Here is a 16,825-nt window from a genome sequence, read left to right as displayed (position 1 = left end):
TACTGGATTGAATATGCCTCAACAACAACAAACTCGTGGCCGCAATGTGGTCGTTATCGGCACGCAGTGGGGCGATGAAGGTAAAGGCAAAGTCGTCGACTGGTTAACTGACCACGCACAAGCAGTTGTGCGCTTTCAGGGTGGTCACAATGCGGGACACACCCTCATTATTGGCGACAAGAAAACCATTCTGCGTTTAATTCCGTCCGGCATCATGCACAAGCAAGTGATTTGCTATATCGGCAATGGCGTTGTGCTCTCGCCTGAAGCGCTCTTTAAAGAAATTGGTGAGCTCGAGGCAGCTGGTTTAGATGTCTGCTCGCGTTTACGTATCTCGGAAGCAGCTACTTTAATATTGCCGTACCACGTTGCGATTGATCATGCCCGCGAGAAAAAACGCGGCGAAGCCAAGATTGGAACTACCGGTCGGGGCATTGGCCCTGCCTATGAGGACAAGGTTGCACGCCGTGCATTGCGAGTGCAAGATCTGTTTTACCCCGAGAAGTTTGCTGAGCAGTTGCGCGAGAACTTGGAATATCACAACTTCATGTTGACGCAGTATTACGGCGCGAGCCCAGTCGATTACAAAGCCACCCTCGATGAAGCGATGTCTTATGCGGCGCGCATCAAGCCGATGGTGGTGGATGTCTCGAGCGCACTCTATGCTGCCGGGCAAGCAGGTCAATCACTCTTGTTTGAGGGTGCTCAAGGCACCTTACTCGATATTGACCATGGCACCTACCCCTATGTCACCTCCAGTAATTGCGTAGCAGGTAATGCTGCAGCAGGCTCCGGCGTTGGCCCGGAGTCCTTGCAGTACATCTTGGGGATTACCAAAGCGTATTGCACGCGCGTAGGTGCAGGACCGTTCCCAAGCGAACTCTATGACCACGACAATCCGGCCAAGCAGGATCCAGTCGGCATTCGGTTGGCAGAAGTCGGTAAAGAATTCGGTTCGGTAACAGGCCGTCCGCGTCGTACCGGCTGGCTCGACGCCGCCGCTTTAAAACGCTCGATTCAGATTAATGGTCTGAGTGGGCTTTGCATTACCAAGCTCGACGTACTCGATGGCTTTGAAACCATTCGCTTGTGCGTAGGCTATCACTTGGATGGCCAGCGCTTGGATGTACTGCCCCGCGGCGCCGAAGCAGTTGCGCGTTGCGAGCCAATTTATGAGGACTTCCCGGGCTGGAAAGGCACGACATACGGTATTCAGGAGTGGGATAAGTTGCCGCTAGAAGCACAAACATTTTTGCGCCGGATCGAAGCCGTTGCGGGCAAACCGATTGCAATGGTTTCTACAGGGCCGGAGCGCGATGAAACCATACTCCTGCAACACCCATTTGAGGCTTAAGGCAGGGGCGGCTCGCTGCCGCTCAATGCGATGGGGCAATGCGCTAAAAATGCACAGCCCCATTTGGAATGATGGTGCCCAGAAGAGGACTCGAACCTCCACAACCTTTCGATCGCCAGCACCTGAAGCTGGTGCGTCTACCAATTTCGCCATCTGGGCATTGGGCTCTATTATAGAGCTAGCGGCCATTTCCGCCGATATCCAATGGAATTCTCATCAAATGAATGCAAGCCATGCGTAAATCTGTGCCCCTAGTGCCGCGTGAATCCGATCGCCTCGGTACGATTCAGGGCCATCGCGATGGCTTTGGCTTCGTGGTTCCAGACGATGCTGGCGAGGACATCTTTCTCTCCGAGCGGGAAATGTCGCGCGTGATGCACGGCGACCGAGTCAAGGTTCGGGTCATGGGAACCGATCGGCGTGGACGCCCCGAAGGTCAAATTGTGGAGGTGATCACCCATGTGAATCGCCTTGTGATTGGTCGTTTGTTAAATGAGAACGGCGTTCTGATTGTGGCGCCTGAAGACAAGCGTATCGGTCACGATATCTTGATACCGCCCAAAGGGCAGCTCAATGCCAAATTGGGTCAAGTGGTGAGCGTTGAAATCATTGACTACCCCGATAGTTACCGCCAAGCAGTGGGCCGAGTCGTTGAAGTGCTGGGTGAGATCGATGATCCTGGTATGGAAATTGAGATTGCCGTGCGTAAATACGGCGTGCCTCATGAATTTTCTGCGGCTACCATGAAAGAAGCTGCTGCACTACCAGATGGGGTAACTCAGGCCGATTTAGAAGGGCGAGTGGATTTACGGGATGTGCCCCTCGTCACCATCGATGGCGCTGATGCCCGCGATTTTGACGATGCAGTCTATTGCGAGCCCACGATGTTTGGCAAGGTCAAGGCATGGCGCCTGATTGTGGCGATTGCGGATGTGTCGCATTACGTTAAGCCTGGCAATCCCTTGGATGAAGAGGGATTGCTGCGGGCTACCTCGGTTTACTTTCCGCGTCGCGTGATTCCGATGCTGCCAGAAAAGATTTCCAATGGACTGTGTTCGTTAAATCCAGGCGTTGATCGCCTCTGCATGGTGTGCGACTCGGTGATTGATGTCCATGGTGAAATCCTGGCCTATCAGTTTTATCCTGCGGTCATGCATTCGGCGCAGCGCTTTACTTACGATGCGGTATGGGAAGTCATCAGTAACTCCAACGGCCCCGATGCAGCCCGATTTGCGCAGTTCCGTCCATTGCTGAGTAATTTATATGGCTTATTCAAAATCTTATTGTCTGCACGCGAGAAGCGCGGCGCCTTGGATTTTGAAACTACCGAGACCCAAATTATTTCAAATGAGCTCGGTAAGATTTTGCGGATTGAGCCACGCACGCGTAACGATGCACATCGCCTGATTGAAGAGTGCATGTTGACTGCCAACGTGTGCGCTGCTGATTTTTTACAAAAAAATAACCATTTAGGTTTGTACCGAGTTCATGCCGAGCCATCGGAAGAGAAAATCATGACGCTGCGTCAGGTGTTGCGCACTGCATCACTCAGCCTCGGTGGTAATGAAAAGCCACAGCCCAAAGACTTTGCCAAGCTGATTAAAGAGATTAAGCCCCGGCCCGATGCAACGATGTTGCAAACCGTAGTGCTGCGATCAATGCAGCAAGCGGTGTATCAGCCTGAAAATGTCGGGCATTTTGGTTTGTCGTACCCGGCCTATGCGCATTTCACCAGCCCGATTCGGCGTTACCCTGACTTATTAGTACACCGGGCGATTAAAGCCATCCTGCAAAAGAAACCGTATTACCCCAGTCTGTCAGAGCGGGTGCCGCTGAACCTTACCTTGCCACGCAAGGGCCAGGCACGCACCAATGCATCGGAAGCGAAAAAGTCACAGAGCGCGAGTAAAGCAGCCGGACCACAAAAGGGCAAAGGCGCAGCAGCGAGTGGCGCACTCGCGGTATGGGGTCAGCTGGGTGTGCACTGCTCATCCAATGAACGGCGCGCTGACGAGGCGTCGCGTGATGTGGAGGCCTGGCTCAAGTGTTATTACATGCGGGATCACCTCGGCCAAGAATATGCTGGCACCATTACTGGGGTGGCGAGTTTTGGACTCTTCATCCAACTGGAAAATCTCTTTGTTGAGGGCATGGTCCACGTTACCGAACTCGGCGGAGACTATTACCAATACGACGAAGCCCGTCAAGAATTGCGCGGCGAGCGCACCGGTATGCGTCACCGTTTGGGGGATCGCTTGCACGTCCTCGTTAGCCGAGTCGACTTGGATGCGCGCAAGATTGAGTTCTCTTTAGTTAAGTCCGTAATTAGTGAGCGCGATGGTGTGCGTAGTCGCACCTTAGTGCTGGCGAGTGATACCGGCAAGCCCAATAAAAAAGCAGCATCCAAAAAGTCGCGGCCCTCGAGTAAAGCACCCAAGAAAAGCGCGGGCATTAATGTCAATGCGGCCAAGACAGCCGGCAAGCAAGGCGCCAAGCAGTCGAAGTCAGCTAAGGCATCGCGCGGTAAGTCGGCCGCCATTCGTGCCCCAGGAAAGCCTGCTGGCAGCAAACCCCCCGTTCGAAAAGGGAAGCGTTAATGAAGCAAATTATGCTCGGCTTTCATGCAATTCAGGCACGCTTGCGCCTTGATCCCGATAGCCTCAAGGCAGTCTATTTTGATCCAGCGCGGCGCGATCGCCGCATGGGTGATTTTTTAAAACAAGCTGAATCGATTTTGGGCGACCGACTCCATTCTGCCGATTCCGAGCGCTTGCATAAATTAGCCGGCCACGATCGCCATCAGGGCGTCGTTGCCTTGGCTGAAAAAATGACGGTGGCCCGCACCTTAGCTGAGCTAGTTGATGGCATTGAAGGCAAGCCCCTTCTATTGGTTCTCGATGGCGTGACTGATCCGCATAACTTAGGCGCCTGTTTGCGCGTGGCGGACGGTGCAGGAGTACACGGCGTAGTAGTGCCAAAGGATCGCTCCGCGCACATCAATGCGACTGTAAGTAAAGTCTCCAGCGGCGCTTCCGAAGTGATGCCTTTAATCACCGTGACAAATCTTGCGCGTAGCATGCGTGAGATGCAAGAGCTCGGCATCTGGCTCATTGGCACAGATGATCAAGCAGAGAAGTCAATTTATGACCTTGACCTAACGGGACCAATTGCTATAGTGATGGGCGCAGAAGGTGAGGGGATGCGGCGCTTAACGCGTGAGCATTGCGATCAGCTAGTGCGTATCCCAATGCACGGCGTGGTGGAAAGCCTCAATGTCTCGGTAGCCAGCGGCGTTTGCTTGTATGAGGCATTGCGTCAGCGCAGCCTCAAATAAAGTAAAAGCTTGCTCGGGCTTTAATTAGTTAGCAGGACTTCTAATTTAACGATGTCGCTGCAGAAGGCGCGTATGCCTTCGGCTAGTTTTTCAGTTGCCATGGCGTCATCATTGAGCTGCAAGCGAAAGGCGGATTCGGTAACGTCCAGTTCCCTCATCGCATTACCTTGCGTCGCTTTTGGATCCAGCTTGCGAACGACCGATTCAGCGCTGTTTTGTAGTTCAGCGAGCAACTCCGGACTAATTGTTAGTAAATCACAGCCGGCCAACTGCATGATCTGATTGGTATTGCGAAAGCTAGCACCCATGATCTCGGTGGCGATCCCAAAATGCTTGTAGTAGCCGTAAATTCCTTTGACCGATTGCACTCCCGGATCGTGCTGCCCACCATGCTGGGCATCATTCCAATTGCTACCCAGCTTGGCTTTATTCCAATCGGTGATCCGGCCAACAAAAGGGGAGATGAGTTGTGCTTTCGCTTTGCCGCATGCCGCTGCCTGTACTAAAGAAAACAACAAAGTCATATTGCAATGAATACCTTCGGCTTCCAGCACTTTTGCAGCCTCGATGCCTTCCCAGGTGCTGGCTAACTTAATCAAGACGCGATTGCGATCAACGCCATGGGCTGCGTACAGCGCAATTAATTCCTTGGCTTTGGCGATGGTTGCTGCGGTGTCAAAGGACAAGCGTGCATCGACCTCGGTAGAGACCCTGCCGGGTACGATCTTGAGGATTTCTAAGCCAAAGGCGATCAAGATGCGATCCATCAATGCCGACACACTGGCCTGAGGGTTGGCGCCCCGTACCGACTGCACAAGTTGCTGGTAGCTGGGCTGCTGCACGGCTTTTAAAATCAAGGATGGGTTGGTAGTGGCATCCTGCGGCGCAAATTGCTTCATCCGCTCAAAATCACCGGTATCGGCTACTACGGTCGTCAGGGCTTTTAACTGGTCTAAAGCCGTATTTGCGGTTGTCATGGGTATGCCTGTTTCCAATCCAAAATGGGACACCGTTATAGTGTCATACAGTGAGTAGCATAAATGAATCTGAGATAGGCCTCCTATGGATCAAGATCAACTAAAGCGCCTGGTGGCGGAAGCAGCACGCGATGCCGTATTGGCACTGGCCCCCGGTCAGGTTCTCGGTATTGGTACGGGCTCTACGGCCAACTGGTTTATTGATGTGCTGGCCCCGCATAAAGCGCACTTTTCAGGGGTGGTGTCGAGCTCCGTTGCCAGTACGCAGCGACTGCTAAAGCATGGTTTTTATGTGATTGATGCTAATCAGGTGGAAACCTTGCCTGCGTATGTCGACGGTGCCGATGAGATTGACCCCAGCGGTCACATGATCAAAGGTGGCGGCGGGGCGCTCACGCGCGAGAAGATTGTGGCCTCCCTAGCGAAACAGTTCATTTGCATTTGCGATGATTCAAAGCAGGTAGCAACTTTAGGTCGCTTTCCGTTGCCGCTGGAGGTGATTCCATTATCAGAAGCATCGGTTTCCCGGGCGATGCAGGCATTGGGCGGAACTCCGCGCTTGCGACTGATGGCAGGCACCTCCGATCCTTTTGTGACTGACAATGGCGGCTGGATTATCGATGTTGCCGGCCTCACCATTAGCGATCCAGTTGCCCTAGAATCCAAGATCAACCAAATTCCAGGCGTAATAACCGTCGGCTTATTTGCGCGTCAAAAGGCCGATGTGCTGTTCGTTGGCGGCGCGACCGGAGTCAAGCGCGTCGATTTTTCCTAAGCATTTAGATAATCAACAGTCAGTCAATAAAAAAGGACCGCTGAGCGGTCCTTTTTGCATTCGAAGCGGTCTTGCTTGGGCAACTTATGCGCTGGGCGGTACGTAACCTGTAGCAGCATCAGCGCCACCTTCGTAGAAGTATTTTTCCACTTGCTTTAAGAGGTACTGACGGGCACGGGGATCGGCCATATTGAGGCGGTTTTCATTGATCAACATGGTTTGGTGCTTTAACCAGCCAGCCCATGCCTCTTTAGAAACTTCCTGCCAGAGTTTTTTACCCAGATCGCCTGGAAGGGGTGCAAAGTCCATTCCCTCGGCTTCTTTATTGAGCTTGATACATTGAACCATCCGTGCCATTGCGTAAACCTTTCTAAATGCAATCAGTGAATACTAAAAAGTTGAACTTGCATTATGTCAAGTTTTTGGTCAAGACCATCGACTTGCGATCCCAGTTGTAAATCTGTTTGCGCTCTTCCGGCAAATCATCCACGCTAGACCGCATGAAGCCGCGCTTCAAAAACCAATGCTCGGTGCGGGTCGTCAGAACAAACAGTTTTTTAATGCCCTCTTTTTTTGCCCTGGCTTCAATGCGTTTGAGCAAACGCTCGCCATCGCCCGAGCCTTGTACGTCTGGATCTACTACCAAACAGGCAAGCTCACCAATGCCATTGGGGAAGGGGAATAGAGCAGCGCAACCGAATAGCACCCGATCATGCTCGATGACGGAGAAGCGATCGATGTCACGCTCAATGACATCTTGACCGCGGGCAGCGAGTATTCCTTCTTCTTCGAGGGGCATGGTTAACTGCAAAATACCACCCACATCATCTTGATTTGCTTCGCGTAGATTTTCAATGCCGGAGGAGGCGAGCATCATGCCAACGCCATCGTGGGTAAAGAGTTCTTCGAGTAAAGCGCCATCGCGGTTGCAAGGCAAGAAGTGCACACGGCTAACGCCAGCCTTAATTGCTTTTCCGGACAAGGTCAGCAAGGCTTTCATGCCTGAAGGGATTTCAGGATGGCTAATAATGTATTCCTGCATTTGCGCCAAGGACAGCTCGGTGATTAAGTCGCCGGCTTCATCATGGAGGCCCGAGTAGGGCGTTAAGAACACAATCTTGTCTGCCTTGAGGGCAGCGGCGGTGGAAACGGCAACGTCCTCAAAAGACAGATTGAATGCTTGCCCCGTTGGTGAAAAGCCCAATGGCGAGAGCAAGACGATTTTATTGCTATCGAGCGATAGTTTGATGGAGACTGAGTCAACCTTGCGTACGAGGCCGGTGTGAACAAAGTCCACACCATCGACTACGCCAAAGGGCATGGCCGTAATGAAGTTGCCTGAGATAACGGAAATACGCGAGCCCGCCATTGGGGTATTCGGGAGGCCGCGACTAAACGCAGCCTCGATATCCAGGCGCAGTTCGCCAGCCGCCTCTTTGACGCACTCAAGCGCGGCGGCATCGGTAATGCGGTAGCCACTCATGTGGCCTTGGCCAAACTGACTCTTGATCTGGCGTAGGGTTAGCTGTTCTTCAATCTGAGGACGAATGCCATGGACCAAGACGATCCGCATACCCATCGCATGCAACATGGCAATGTCTTCAATAATCCGCTCTAAGCCGATTTCTTGAACCAGTTCACCCGCAAAGGCGATAACAAAGGTCTTTTCTCGAAAGCTATGAATGTAGGGGGCGACGTCCCTGAGCCAACCCACAAAAGGGAAGTTGCCTGGGGCTTCGCTCTCGGGGGGCGGTTTTGTAGGGGAGTTCGGTGTGCTAGCGGCCATAGTGAGAAAATTATAGGGTGATGCCGCCGATAAACCAACCAAAATCCGATGCTGTGCCTGCTTCCAACACAATTAGTGGCGGCTCTAGGCGCATCGCGATCCGCTTTCCGGAGGAATTGCCGGTCTCGGGTCAGCGCGAAGTCATTATGGAGGCGCTACGCTCGAACCAAGTGGTGATCGTGTGCGGCGAGACCGGTTCGGGCAAAACTACGCAGTTACCGAAGATTTGTTTGGAGCTTGGCCGCGGGACCATGAGTGGCGGCCGCTTGATTGGTCATACCCAACCCCGACGCATTGCCGCTACGGCAACCGCCAAGCGCATCGCCCATGAGCTTGGAACACCGATAGGGCAGGATGTGGGTTACCAAATCCGCTTTGCAGATAAGACGACCACAAGCGCCTCGATCAAACTCATGACCGACGGCATCTTGCTGGCACAAACCCAGCGTGATCCCTTACTGAAGGCCTATGACACCATCATCATTGATGAGGCCCATGAACGCAGCCTCAACATTGATTTTTTACTCGGTTACTTGCGCCAACTGCTCCCCAAGCGCCCCGATCTCAAGATCATCATTACTTCAGCCACGATTGATGCGCAGCGTTTTTCGCAGCACTTTACGATTGGCTCTAAAGCGGTTCCGGTGATTGAAGTGAGTGGCCGACTATTTCCGGTGGAGCAGCGCTATGCACCACTGGAGTTAGAGGCAAAAAAAGAAGCGATGGATTTGCCCGATGCAGTTGCGCAGGCAGTGACGCAAGTCTGGAGTGTGGGCGCCTCTGGCTCGGGTGATGTGTTGGTTTTCTTGCCGGGTGAGCGGGAGATTCGGGATTGCGCGGAGACCCTCAGAAAAGATTCCATTTTGCAAAGCCGTTTTCATCCCGATGTGCTAACGCTCTTTGCGCGTCAGTCGGTTGCGGAACAAGAGCGCGTGTTTCAGCCGGGCAATGGTCGCCGCATTATTTTGACCACCAACGTTGCTGAAACCTCATTGACTGTTCCTAATATTCGCTATGTGATTGATAGCGGCTTAGCGCGCGTGAAGCGCTACTCGTATCGCAATAAGGTCGAGCAGTTACAAATTGAGCCGATCTCGCAAGCAGCTGCCAATCAAAGAGCAGGGCGCTGCGGCCGCGTTTCGGATGGCATTTGCATCCGGCTCTATAGCCAAGCGGATTTTGAGGCGCGACCCCGCTTTACCGATCCTGAGATTCTGCGCAGCTCACTTGCTGCCGTCCTCTTGCGAATGAGCGCACTGCGACTCTCAAAGATTCAAGACTTTCCATTTATTGATCGACCGCTGGGCCGTGCAATCGCCGATGGCATTCAATTGCTCGATGAGCTGGGTGCTATAGAAACGGAAGGGGAGAACAATACCTTTACCCTAACCAATACGGGTAAGGCACTGGCTGATTTGCCACTGGATCCGCGTATTGGTCGAATCTTACTGGCGGCGCGTGAGTATCATGCCTTGCGCGAAGTAACAATTATTGCCGCCGCTTTGGCTACGCAAGATCCGCGCGAGCGACCAATGGAACAAGCGGGTGCAGCCGATCAGGCCCATCTGCTCTTTAAAGATGAGAAATCCGAGTTTCTGAGTTTTGTAAAACTGTGGGATTGGTATCATGATGCATTAACGCATAAGCAAAGCAATCGCCAGCTCGAAAATCGCTGCCGCAGTCAGTTTTTATCACCACGGCGGCTACGTGAGTGGCGTGATGTGCATGGGCAGCTGCACACCATGCTCGGCGAAAAAGGCTGGAAAGAAAACGGCCTGCCTGCCACCTACGAGCAAATTCACTTGGCCTTGTTAACCGGTTTGCTGGGCCATGTGGCAAAGAAAGAAGAGGAGGAGCGCGGTCCGCATGCCGGCTCCTATTTAGGCGCACGCGGTATTCGTCCCCACATTTGGCCAGGCTCTACTTTAGGTAAAAAAGCAGGCGCCTGGATTTTGGCAGGAGAGCTGCAGGAGACCAGTCGTTTGTATGCACGAACGATTGCGAAGATCGAGCCGCAATGGGTTGAGAAGGTTGCTGCGCACCGCTTGGTTAAATCCTTGAGTGATCCGTTTTGGGATAACCGCCAGGGCGAGATCATGGCGTTTGAGCGGGGCACGCTCTATGGATTGCCGATTTACCATGGCCGCAAAGTACGGTTTGCGCCCCATGATGCGCTTGAGGCCCGCCAGTTGTTTATTCAGCAGGCCTTGGTGGGCGCCGAGCTATTTGGCCGCATGGAAACCCTCGCCCAAGAAAAAGAGTTAGAGGCGCTTAGTAAAAAAACCTACCCCAGTTGCTTTGGGTTTTTTTGGCACAACCGAAAGTTAATACGCGAGATTGAGGCCTTAGAGCACCGCTCCCGTCGCCCCGATGTATTGGTGGACGAACAATTACTTTTTGCTTTTTATGAAAGCCGCCTACCCAGCGATGTCTTTAGTCGATCTGGGATGCAGGCCTGGCTACAAAAGACGGCGGATGCGGAAGCAAGCCTGCGTTTGGATAAGGCCGATTTAATGCGCCATGAGGCTGCCGGCATTACCGTTGATCGCTATCCAAAAACCCTAAGCATGGGCGGTAGTAGCCTTAGCCTTACCTACCATTTTGAGCCGGGTAGTGTTAAAGACGGTGTGACCTTAGTGATCCCACTGACGGTACTGAATCAAATTGATGGCCGCCGCTGCGAGTGGTTAGTTCCCGGCATGTGTGAGGAAAAAATCCTGCTCTTACTCAAGTCCTTGCCACAAAAATTACGGCGTCACTGCGTACCCTTGCCGGATTACGCCAAAGGCTTTATGCAACGCGTAACGGATGCTAAGCAATTTGGTGTGGGCGATTACATGGATGCCTTAATTACGGATTTACGTAAGGAGAAGGGTCTGGAGTTTAAGCGGACCGACTTTCGTCCTGAGGCATTGCCGGCCCACTGCGCCATGAACTTTCGCTTGGTGGATGAGCATGGGCGTCAACTTGAGCTGGAGCGTAACTTATCGCGCTTGCGCGCCGAGTATGGTCAAGAGGCACGCAGCGCCTTTCAGGCGGTGGCGCAAGAAACCGTGGCGACCGAGGTTATGCAGGCGGACAGCAAAAAGACCAATGCGCCCTCGAGCAATATTCCTGCAACCACAGTCATTGGCGGTTATCGCCAATGGGATTTTGGCCCCTTGCCTGAGACGCTGGAGATTCAAAAGGGAAACAAAACCTTGTTTGGCTATCCCGCCTTAGTAGATCGCGGTGATGCGGTAGACCTTGAGGTATTTGATGATTTGATTGAGGCACGTAAGGTGCATTGGCAGGGTTTACGTCGCTTGTTCGCCATTAGTCAAAAAGACACACTGAAGGCCTTACAAAAACAGATGCCGGGTATTCGGGAGATTGGCTTGCTATTTATCAATATTGGTCAGGTGGATCAATTCATTGAGCAGATACTGCAGCTGGCATTGGAGCGCGCCTTCATGCAAGATCCGCTGCCCAGTAATGCCGAGGAGTTCGCGGAGCGGGTTAGTAGCGGGAAGCCGCGTTTGACCTTGATTGCCCATGAAATTGCGCGCCATACTTTGGCCGCACTCGAAGCCCATGCCGAGACGCAGAAAAAAATTGCTCAGGCAAAGGCAATTTCGCAAGCTGCCCATGCGGATATGCTTGAACAAATTCAGGGCCTGATTTTCCCGAAAATGCTGGTGGAAATTCCCTATGCGCAGCTGGTGCATTTACCTAGGTATCTCAAGGCCATTGCGCTGCGCATTGAAAAGATGCGGACCAACCCAGCGCGGGATGCGCAGTGCCAGCGCGATTGGGAGTCGCTCGCTAGGCCATGGCAAAAGCGCCTGCACGGCGCCAAGGGGTTGTCTTATGCAATGCAGGATGACCCGGGTTTGCGGGATTTTCGTTGGCAACTGGAGGAGCTCCGTGTGGCCCTGTTTGCGCAAGAGCTCAAAACCCCAACCCCGATGTCTTTAAAGCGCCTCGAAAAGGTCTTTGCAAGCCTGCGTTAAGCCACAAACTGCTTACAATACGGCTATAGATTAACTTTCATAGTAAACGGGCCATCGACGTGCATACAACCCCATTTTTTCAACTGGCTTTGAGGTCGGCAGTTGCTTTTACAGCCGCCTCCCTGTTGTTCGGAGCAGTGCAAGCTGCCAAGCTAGCCGAGCCCACTCTGGCGGTTGTATTGAATTCTGGGGATGCCAGTGTGAGTCTCGTCGACATGAAAACCCGCACGGTTACGAAAACCATGCCCATCGGTAAAGAGCCCCATCACGTCATGTTGACGCCAGACGAGAAAACTTTGCTCGTTGCTAATGCCGTTGGGAATGATATTGCCTTGATGAATCCATTGACGGGCGAGGTAACCGGACGTATTCCCAAAATCATCGATCCGTATCACATTGGTTACTCCCCCGATAACCGCTGGTTCATTACTGCAGCAAACCGTTTGGACCGCGTTGATATTTATTCGGCCAACGGGGCTGATTTAAAGTTGGCCAAAACCATCGCTGTTGGCAAAACACCAAGTCATATTGCATTCACTGCGGATAGCAAGCTCGCATTTGTGACGATGCAGGACTCAAACGACCTTGCTGTGATTGATTTGGTGAATCAAACCTTGTTATGGAAGATACCAACCGGGCCCGCACCAGCTGGACTATGGATGACGCCCGGAGATCAATACCTTTTGGTGGGTATTACCGGCGGCGACTACGTGCAAGTGATCGACTGGCGTAATCGCCGTGAAGTCAAAAAGATCTTTACCGGCAAAGGCGCGCATAACTTTAGGCCCCAAGGTGATCGCAAGCACGTTTTTGTAACGAACCGCATTGCTTCCAGCATTTCGCTGATTAATATGCAGACCTTGGAAAAGGTGGGGGATATCACTGGCCTACCAGCGGGACCAGACGATATGGAGTTGACGCCCGATGGCAAGCAATTGTGGGTCACCTTTCGGTTTGCACGCAAAGCTGGCGTGATTGATGTGCCAACCATGAAATTAGTTAGTGTGATTCCAGTAGGTAAGTCACCGCACGGCATTTTCTTCCACCCGCGTGCGCCTTGGGAGTAATGCATCGCATGCACTTCTCAATCAGGCCCTTTTTTTGTTTGTCGCTTGCGCTTATTTCTCTGCTGGGGGTAAGCCTAGCTCAAGCTAAGGCCTGTCCAAAGCCGATTTACCTTACCTTCGATACTGGCAATATGGCAGTAGCGGAAACCGTGGCTGCGATTTTGAATCGGCAACAAGTCAAAGCCACCTTCTTCTTGGCCAATGAAAAAACCTATCGCGGCGACTACTCTTTGGATGATGGATGGAGATCCTTTTGGCAAGAGCGAGTCAAAGAAGGGCACCGCTTTGGTAGCCATACCTATGATCACGTTTACTTTGTGAGAGACGTGCCAGTAAATTCTTCTGGCGATGCCCGAGTACAAATGAAACCGGAGTTCGGTGCCAACGCCAAACAAGTTATGTTGATGAACGGCGCTGAAGTCTGTGCCGAGATTAATCGGGTGAACACCCGTTTTCAGGAGCTGAGCAATCGACCCTTGGATCCGATTTGGCGTGCTGCCGGCGGTAAGACATCACCTCGTTTAATTGCAATGGCCGAACAGTGTGGGTATCGCCACATTGGCTGGGCACCCGCTGGATTTCTAGGGGATGAGTTAAGTTCAGAGAAATTCCCCAATCAAGCCCTTTTAGAAAAGGCCTTGCAATCAGTGAAGCCGGGCGACATTACGATGGCGCATCTGGGTATTTGGTCGCGTAAAGATGCTTGGGCTCCCACTGTTTTGGAACCCCTAATTGAGGGCTGGAAACGCAAGGGCTACTGCTTTGATGTGCTCCCTGTAAGTCCGGCGAAGGCAAAACCAGCATGACCTCGGTCAATCCTGATTTAACCATTGCTCGCTTCTATGGTGAAGTGCAGGAGAGTCTCTATCGCCACATCGTCGAGCCCCTCTTGTTTCAATTGAATTGGATTGGATACGCCGAAGTTGCGTACGATGGCGTAGAGTGGTTCATGCTGGGTGTGCTACAGATTGCCATCATTGTGCTGGTGTTGCGGACTTGGGAGCGAGTCAATCCAGCTGAAGACCAAAGCGCGCATGTTAAAGCCAAGTGGCCCGATATGGCCTATACGCTCTTTCACCGATTAGGCTTTTTTCAAGTGTTCATTTTCTTTGCATTCTCTGGGCTCTTTTTCCAAATGCAATCGGTTTTGCATGACTGGCGCTTTGAGCGACTCAATGTGGAAGATTGGTGGCCAGGCGTCACCACCATTCCCCTAGTGAGCTTTTGCATTTACCTCGTGATGTTGGACTTGGTTGAGTATGGTTATCACCGTGCCTCCCATCGATTTCAGTGGTGGTGGCAATTGCATACCTTGCACCACAGTCAAGTCGCCATGAATGCCTGGTCGGATGATCGTAATCATGTCGTGGATGACATCATGCATGCACTCGTCTTCGCGTTCTTTGCCTTACTTTTTGGCGTGCCCCCAAGTCAGTTTGTCTTTTTGGTGGTGGTGGGTCAGCTGATCGAAAGTTGGCAGCACGCGAATCTTAAAATTCACTTGGGTGTAGGGCGTTATTTTTTGATTTCACCGATGTTTCATCGCATGCACCATGCCGTTGGCTATGGCCATGAGGCTAAAGGTAAGCCGGGTGTATTAGGCGGCTGTAACTTTGGTGTTTTATTTCCATGGTGGGACATGCTGTTTAAAACGGCAATTTTCCCAAACGCGGTTTATCCCACAGGCGTACGTGGTGTGACCGTGCCCAATTCAATTTGGACGCAGCAGTGGCAGGGATTGCGCCACGCCTATCTTTATTTATTTCACCTCAAGCGAAAGTAAGCCGATGCAAGGAGTTCAAAACGTCTTTCGTTCGCTTGGTTTGGCAATGGTGGGCACAATGCATCCGCGCATGCTCTGGCTCAGTTTTCGTCCATTTCTGATTGTGTCGATCCTCTGGGGGATTGTGATTTGGTTAATTTGGTCGCCTGCACTGGATATGCTACGGGTGTTTTTAACCACATCCATTTTTACAAGTTGGATTCAAACGGTATTAACTTGGGTTGGTCTAGATGAAGCGCGTGCCTGGGTTGCCCCGTTGTTTTTGGTGATGCTATTAATTCCATTAATCGCCACTAGCTTGCTGGTCTACATTGCGTTTTCAACCGTTCCAGCGATCGTCTCTAGTGTGATGCGGCAGGGCACCTATCAGGGTATCGAGGCGCTAGGTAAGGGCAGCATGATCGGTAGTTTTTTCTACACCATTTGGTCTGCCTTGATTTGCTTGGCTTTAATCATGCTGACGCTGCCAGTGTGGTGGGTGCCACCTCTTGTGGCCATATTGCCGCCCTTGTTATGGGGATGGCTCACCATGCGTTTAATGTCGTATGACGTATTACTCAAGCATGCTACTACCGCTGAGCGCGATATCTTGCTCGAGCGCTATCGCTGGGAACTATTGGGCATGGGCGTTGCTGCCGGCATGCTAGGCGCCGTGCCTACCTTCTTTTGGGCAACGTCTGCGCTCGCATTAGTTTTGTTCCCCTTTGTGAGCTTTGTGGCGCTCTGGGTCTACTCCATCATTTTCGTCTTCGCTGCACTGTGGTTCTCCCATTTCTTATTGGGCGCCCTTAAAGAATTGCGTACAACGGAAGAGGCCAAAACGCCGAAGGTGGAGCACGCTGTTATTGATATGGAGGCCTCGTAAATGACTGCCATGGATAAGCAGCCCGCACGACGCTTTGGCTTAATTGTGATTGGTGATGAGATCTTGTCTGGCCGTCGCGCTGATAAACACCTCGGCAAAATGATTGAGTTACTCAATGAGCGTGGCTTGACTTTATCGTGGGCCCGGTATGTGAGCGACGATCCGGAACAAATTGTGCAATGCCTGAAAGAAACCTTTGCTAGCGGTGATGTTGTCTTTAGTACTGGTGGTATTGGCGCCACCCCTGATGACCACACCCGCGCAAGTGCTGCTAAGGCATTGGGCTTAGCAATCGAGTTGCATCCGCAAGCCAAGACCTTGATTACCAATCGCATCATTGCAATGGCAGAGGGCGATGCCGCGAAGGCCGACTTGTCTCTCCCTGAGAATCAACACCGCTTTAAGATGGGTGAGTTTCCGGTCGGCTGTGAAATCATTCCCAACCCCTATAACCAGATTCCGGGATTTCGGATTCAGGAGCACCATTTTTTCCCTGGTTTTCCGGTGATGGCAGCGCCCATGATGGCGTGGTGCCTTGATCACCATTATTCGCATCTGTTTCATCAGGAAAACTGGCTGGAAAAAAGTTTTATCGTGCCCGAGGGTATTGAGTCCCGGTTAACGCCCCTGATGGAGGAGATTGAGCGTCGCTTTGAGGGCATTAAAGTCTTTAGCTTGCCATCGGTGGGGGATCCTGTGCGGGGCGGTGTTTATGCTCGGCGCCATATTGAATTGGGTGTAAAAGGCCGGGCTGATACGGTGCAGCTGGCGTGGGAGGCCCTTCGCCAGGGGACGGAATCCCTTAATTACCAAATTCACGACCCAATTAAGCACTAAATTGGTGCAAAATGGGGTGTGAGACCCCTTTTTAGGCACTTTACTAGTGCAATAA

At 52.2% G+C, this 16,825-nt stretch carries 13 protein-coding genes and 1 tRNA gene; 10 read left to right on the top strand and 4 right to left on the bottom strand.

The annotated features are described in order from the left end of the window. The first annotated feature begins 13 nt into the window (after positions 1–13). On the top strand, positions 14–1,354 hold the full coding sequence (locus AOC34_RS05655; RefSeq protein ID WP_108469154.1) for an adenylosuccinate synthase: 1,341 nt from the start codon (positions 14–16) through the stop codon (positions 1,352–1,354). Positions 1,355–1,426: 72 nt separating this feature from the next. Here AOC34_RS05655 and AOC34_RS05650 read toward each other — a convergent pair. Next, a tRNA-Leu gene (locus AOC34_RS05650) sits at positions 1,427–1,513 on the bottom strand. Positions 1,514–1,587: 74 nt separating this feature from the next. Between AOC34_RS05650 and rnr the strand changes: the two genes are divergently transcribed. Further along, positions 1,588–3,951: a ribonuclease R gene (gene rnr, locus AOC34_RS05645; protein ID WP_108470077.1), complete on the top strand. Its 2,364-nt coding sequence runs from the start codon at positions 1,588–1,590 to the stop codon at positions 3,949–3,951. Further along, complete coding sequence (gene rlmB, locus AOC34_RS05640; RefSeq protein WP_108469153.1) at positions 3,951–4,688, top strand: 23S rRNA (guanosine(2251)-2'-O)-methyltransferase RlmB; 738 nt, start codon at positions 3,951–3,953, stop codon at positions 4,686–4,688. Before rnr ends, rlmB begins: the two co-directional genes overlap by 1 nt. Positions 4,689–4,708: 20 nt before the next feature. On the opposite strand, the gene tal is transcribed toward rlmB, so the two are convergent. Further along, the gene (gene tal / locus AOC34_RS05635; RefSeq protein ID WP_108469152.1) at positions 4,709–5,665 is read right to left on the bottom strand and encodes a transaldolase; all 957 of its coding nucleotides are present in this window, start codon (positions 5,663–5,665) and stop codon (positions 4,709–4,711) included. Positions 5,666–5,750: 85 nt separating this feature from the next. Between tal and rpiA the strand changes: the two genes are divergently transcribed. Further along, positions 5,751–6,440, top strand: coding sequence for a ribose-5-phosphate isomerase RpiA (rpiA, locus tag AOC34_RS05630; RefSeq protein ID WP_108469151.1), 690 nt, complete (start codon positions 5,751–5,753; stop codon positions 6,438–6,440). Between the two features lie 84 nt (positions 6,441–6,524). On the opposite strand, the gene AOC34_RS05625 is transcribed toward rpiA, so the two are convergent. Continuing rightward, positions 6,525–6,797, bottom strand: a complete 273-nt coding sequence (locus AOC34_RS05625; RefSeq protein WP_108469150.1) for an oxidative damage protection protein — start codon at positions 6,795–6,797, stop codon at positions 6,525–6,527. A 52-nt stretch (positions 6,798–6,849) separates the two neighbouring features. Beyond that, positions 6,850–8,226: an amino-acid N-acetyltransferase gene (gene argA, locus AOC34_RS05620; RefSeq protein WP_108469149.1), complete on the bottom strand. Its 1,377-nt coding sequence runs from the start codon at positions 8,224–8,226 to the stop codon at positions 6,850–6,852. Positions 8,227–8,246: 20 nt separating this feature from the next. Between argA and hrpA the strand changes: the two genes are divergently transcribed. The 6 genes from hrpA (at position 8,247) to AOC34_RS05590 (ending at position 16,770) form a co-directional block, all read left to right on the top strand. Further along, entirely contained in the window at positions 8,247–12,218 is a 3,972-nt protein-coding gene (gene hrpA / locus AOC34_RS05615; RefSeq protein ID WP_108469148.1) for an ATP-dependent RNA helicase HrpA, read from the top strand. An 83-nt stretch (positions 12,219–12,301) separates the two neighbouring features. Then, a complete protein-coding gene (locus tag AOC34_RS05610) occupies positions 12,302–13,285 on the top strand; it encodes a YVTN family beta-propeller repeat protein (protein ID WP_456107130.1) in 984 nt (327 codons plus the stop codon). A gap of 8 nt (positions 13,286–13,293) precedes the next feature. Beyond that, entirely contained in the window at positions 13,294–14,091 is a 798-nt protein-coding gene (locus tag AOC34_RS05605; protein ID WP_108470075.1) for a polysaccharide deacetylase family protein, read from the top strand. Continuing rightward, entirely contained in the window at positions 14,088–15,068 is a 981-nt protein-coding gene (locus AOC34_RS05600) for a sterol desaturase family protein (protein ID WP_108469147.1), read from the top strand. The genes AOC34_RS05605 and AOC34_RS05600 overlap by 4 nt, the downstream gene beginning before the upstream one ends. A 4-nt stretch (positions 15,069–15,072) precedes the next feature. Further along, entirely contained in the window at positions 15,073–15,933 is an 861-nt protein-coding gene (locus AOC34_RS05595; protein ID WP_108469146.1) for an EI24 domain-containing protein, read from the top strand. Beyond that, the gene (locus AOC34_RS05590; RefSeq protein WP_234408049.1) at positions 15,934–16,770 is read left to right on the top strand and encodes a competence/damage-inducible protein A; all 837 of its coding nucleotides are present in this window, start codon (positions 15,934–15,936) and stop codon (positions 16,768–16,770) included. It begins immediately after the preceding gene. The last annotated feature ends 55 nt before the right edge of the window (positions 16,771–16,825 follow it).

The sequence above is a fragment of the Polynucleobacter difficilis genome, assembly GCF_003065365.1.
Classification (GTDB): domain Bacteria; phylum Pseudomonadota; class Gammaproteobacteria; order Burkholderiales; family Burkholderiaceae; genus Polynucleobacter; species Polynucleobacter difficilis.
Note: the sequence above shows the minus strand (reverse complement) of the source record. Positions and strands in the feature narration are given on the sequence as shown.

Coding starts and splice junctions, on each gene's coding strand:
- AOC34_RS05655 (WP_108469154.1), top strand. CDS start 14: ATGCCTCAACAACAACAAACTCGTGGCCGCAATGTGGTCGTTATCGGC.
- rnr (WP_108470077.1), top strand. CDS start 1,588: ATGCGTAAATCTGTGCCCCTAGTGCCGCGTGAATCCGATCGCCTCGGT.
- rlmB (WP_108469153.1), top strand. CDS start 3,951: ATGAAGCAAATTATGCTCGGCTTTCATGCAATTCAGGCACGCTTGCGC.
- tal (WP_108469152.1), bottom strand. CDS start 5,665: ATGACAACCGCAAATACGGCTTTAGACCAGTTAAAAGCCCTGACGACC.
- rpiA (WP_108469151.1), top strand. CDS start 5,751: ATGGATCAAGATCAACTAAAGCGCCTGGTGGCGGAAGCAGCACGCGAT.
- AOC34_RS05625 (WP_108469150.1), bottom strand. CDS start 6,797: ATGGCACGGATGGTTCAATGTATCAAGCTCAATAAAGAAGCCGAGGGA.
- argA (WP_108469149.1), bottom strand. CDS start 8,226: ATGGCCGCTAGCACACCGAACTCCCCTACAAAACCGCCCCCCGAGAGC.
- hrpA (WP_108469148.1), top strand. CDS start 8,247: ATGCCGCCGATAAACCAACCAAAATCCGATGCTGTGCCTGCTTCCAAC.
- AOC34_RS05605 (WP_108470075.1), top strand. CDS start 13,294: ATGCACTTCTCAATCAGGCCCTTTTTTTGTTTGTCGCTTGCGCTTATT.
- AOC34_RS05600 (WP_108469147.1), top strand. CDS start 14,088: ATGACCTCGGTCAATCCTGATTTAACCATTGCTCGCTTCTATGGTGAA.
- AOC34_RS05595 (WP_108469146.1), top strand. CDS start 15,073: ATGCAAGGAGTTCAAAACGTCTTTCGTTCGCTTGGTTTGGCAATGGTG.
- AOC34_RS05590 (WP_234408049.1), top strand. CDS start 15,934: ATGACTGCCATGGATAAGCAGCCCGCACGACGCTTTGGCTTAATTGTG.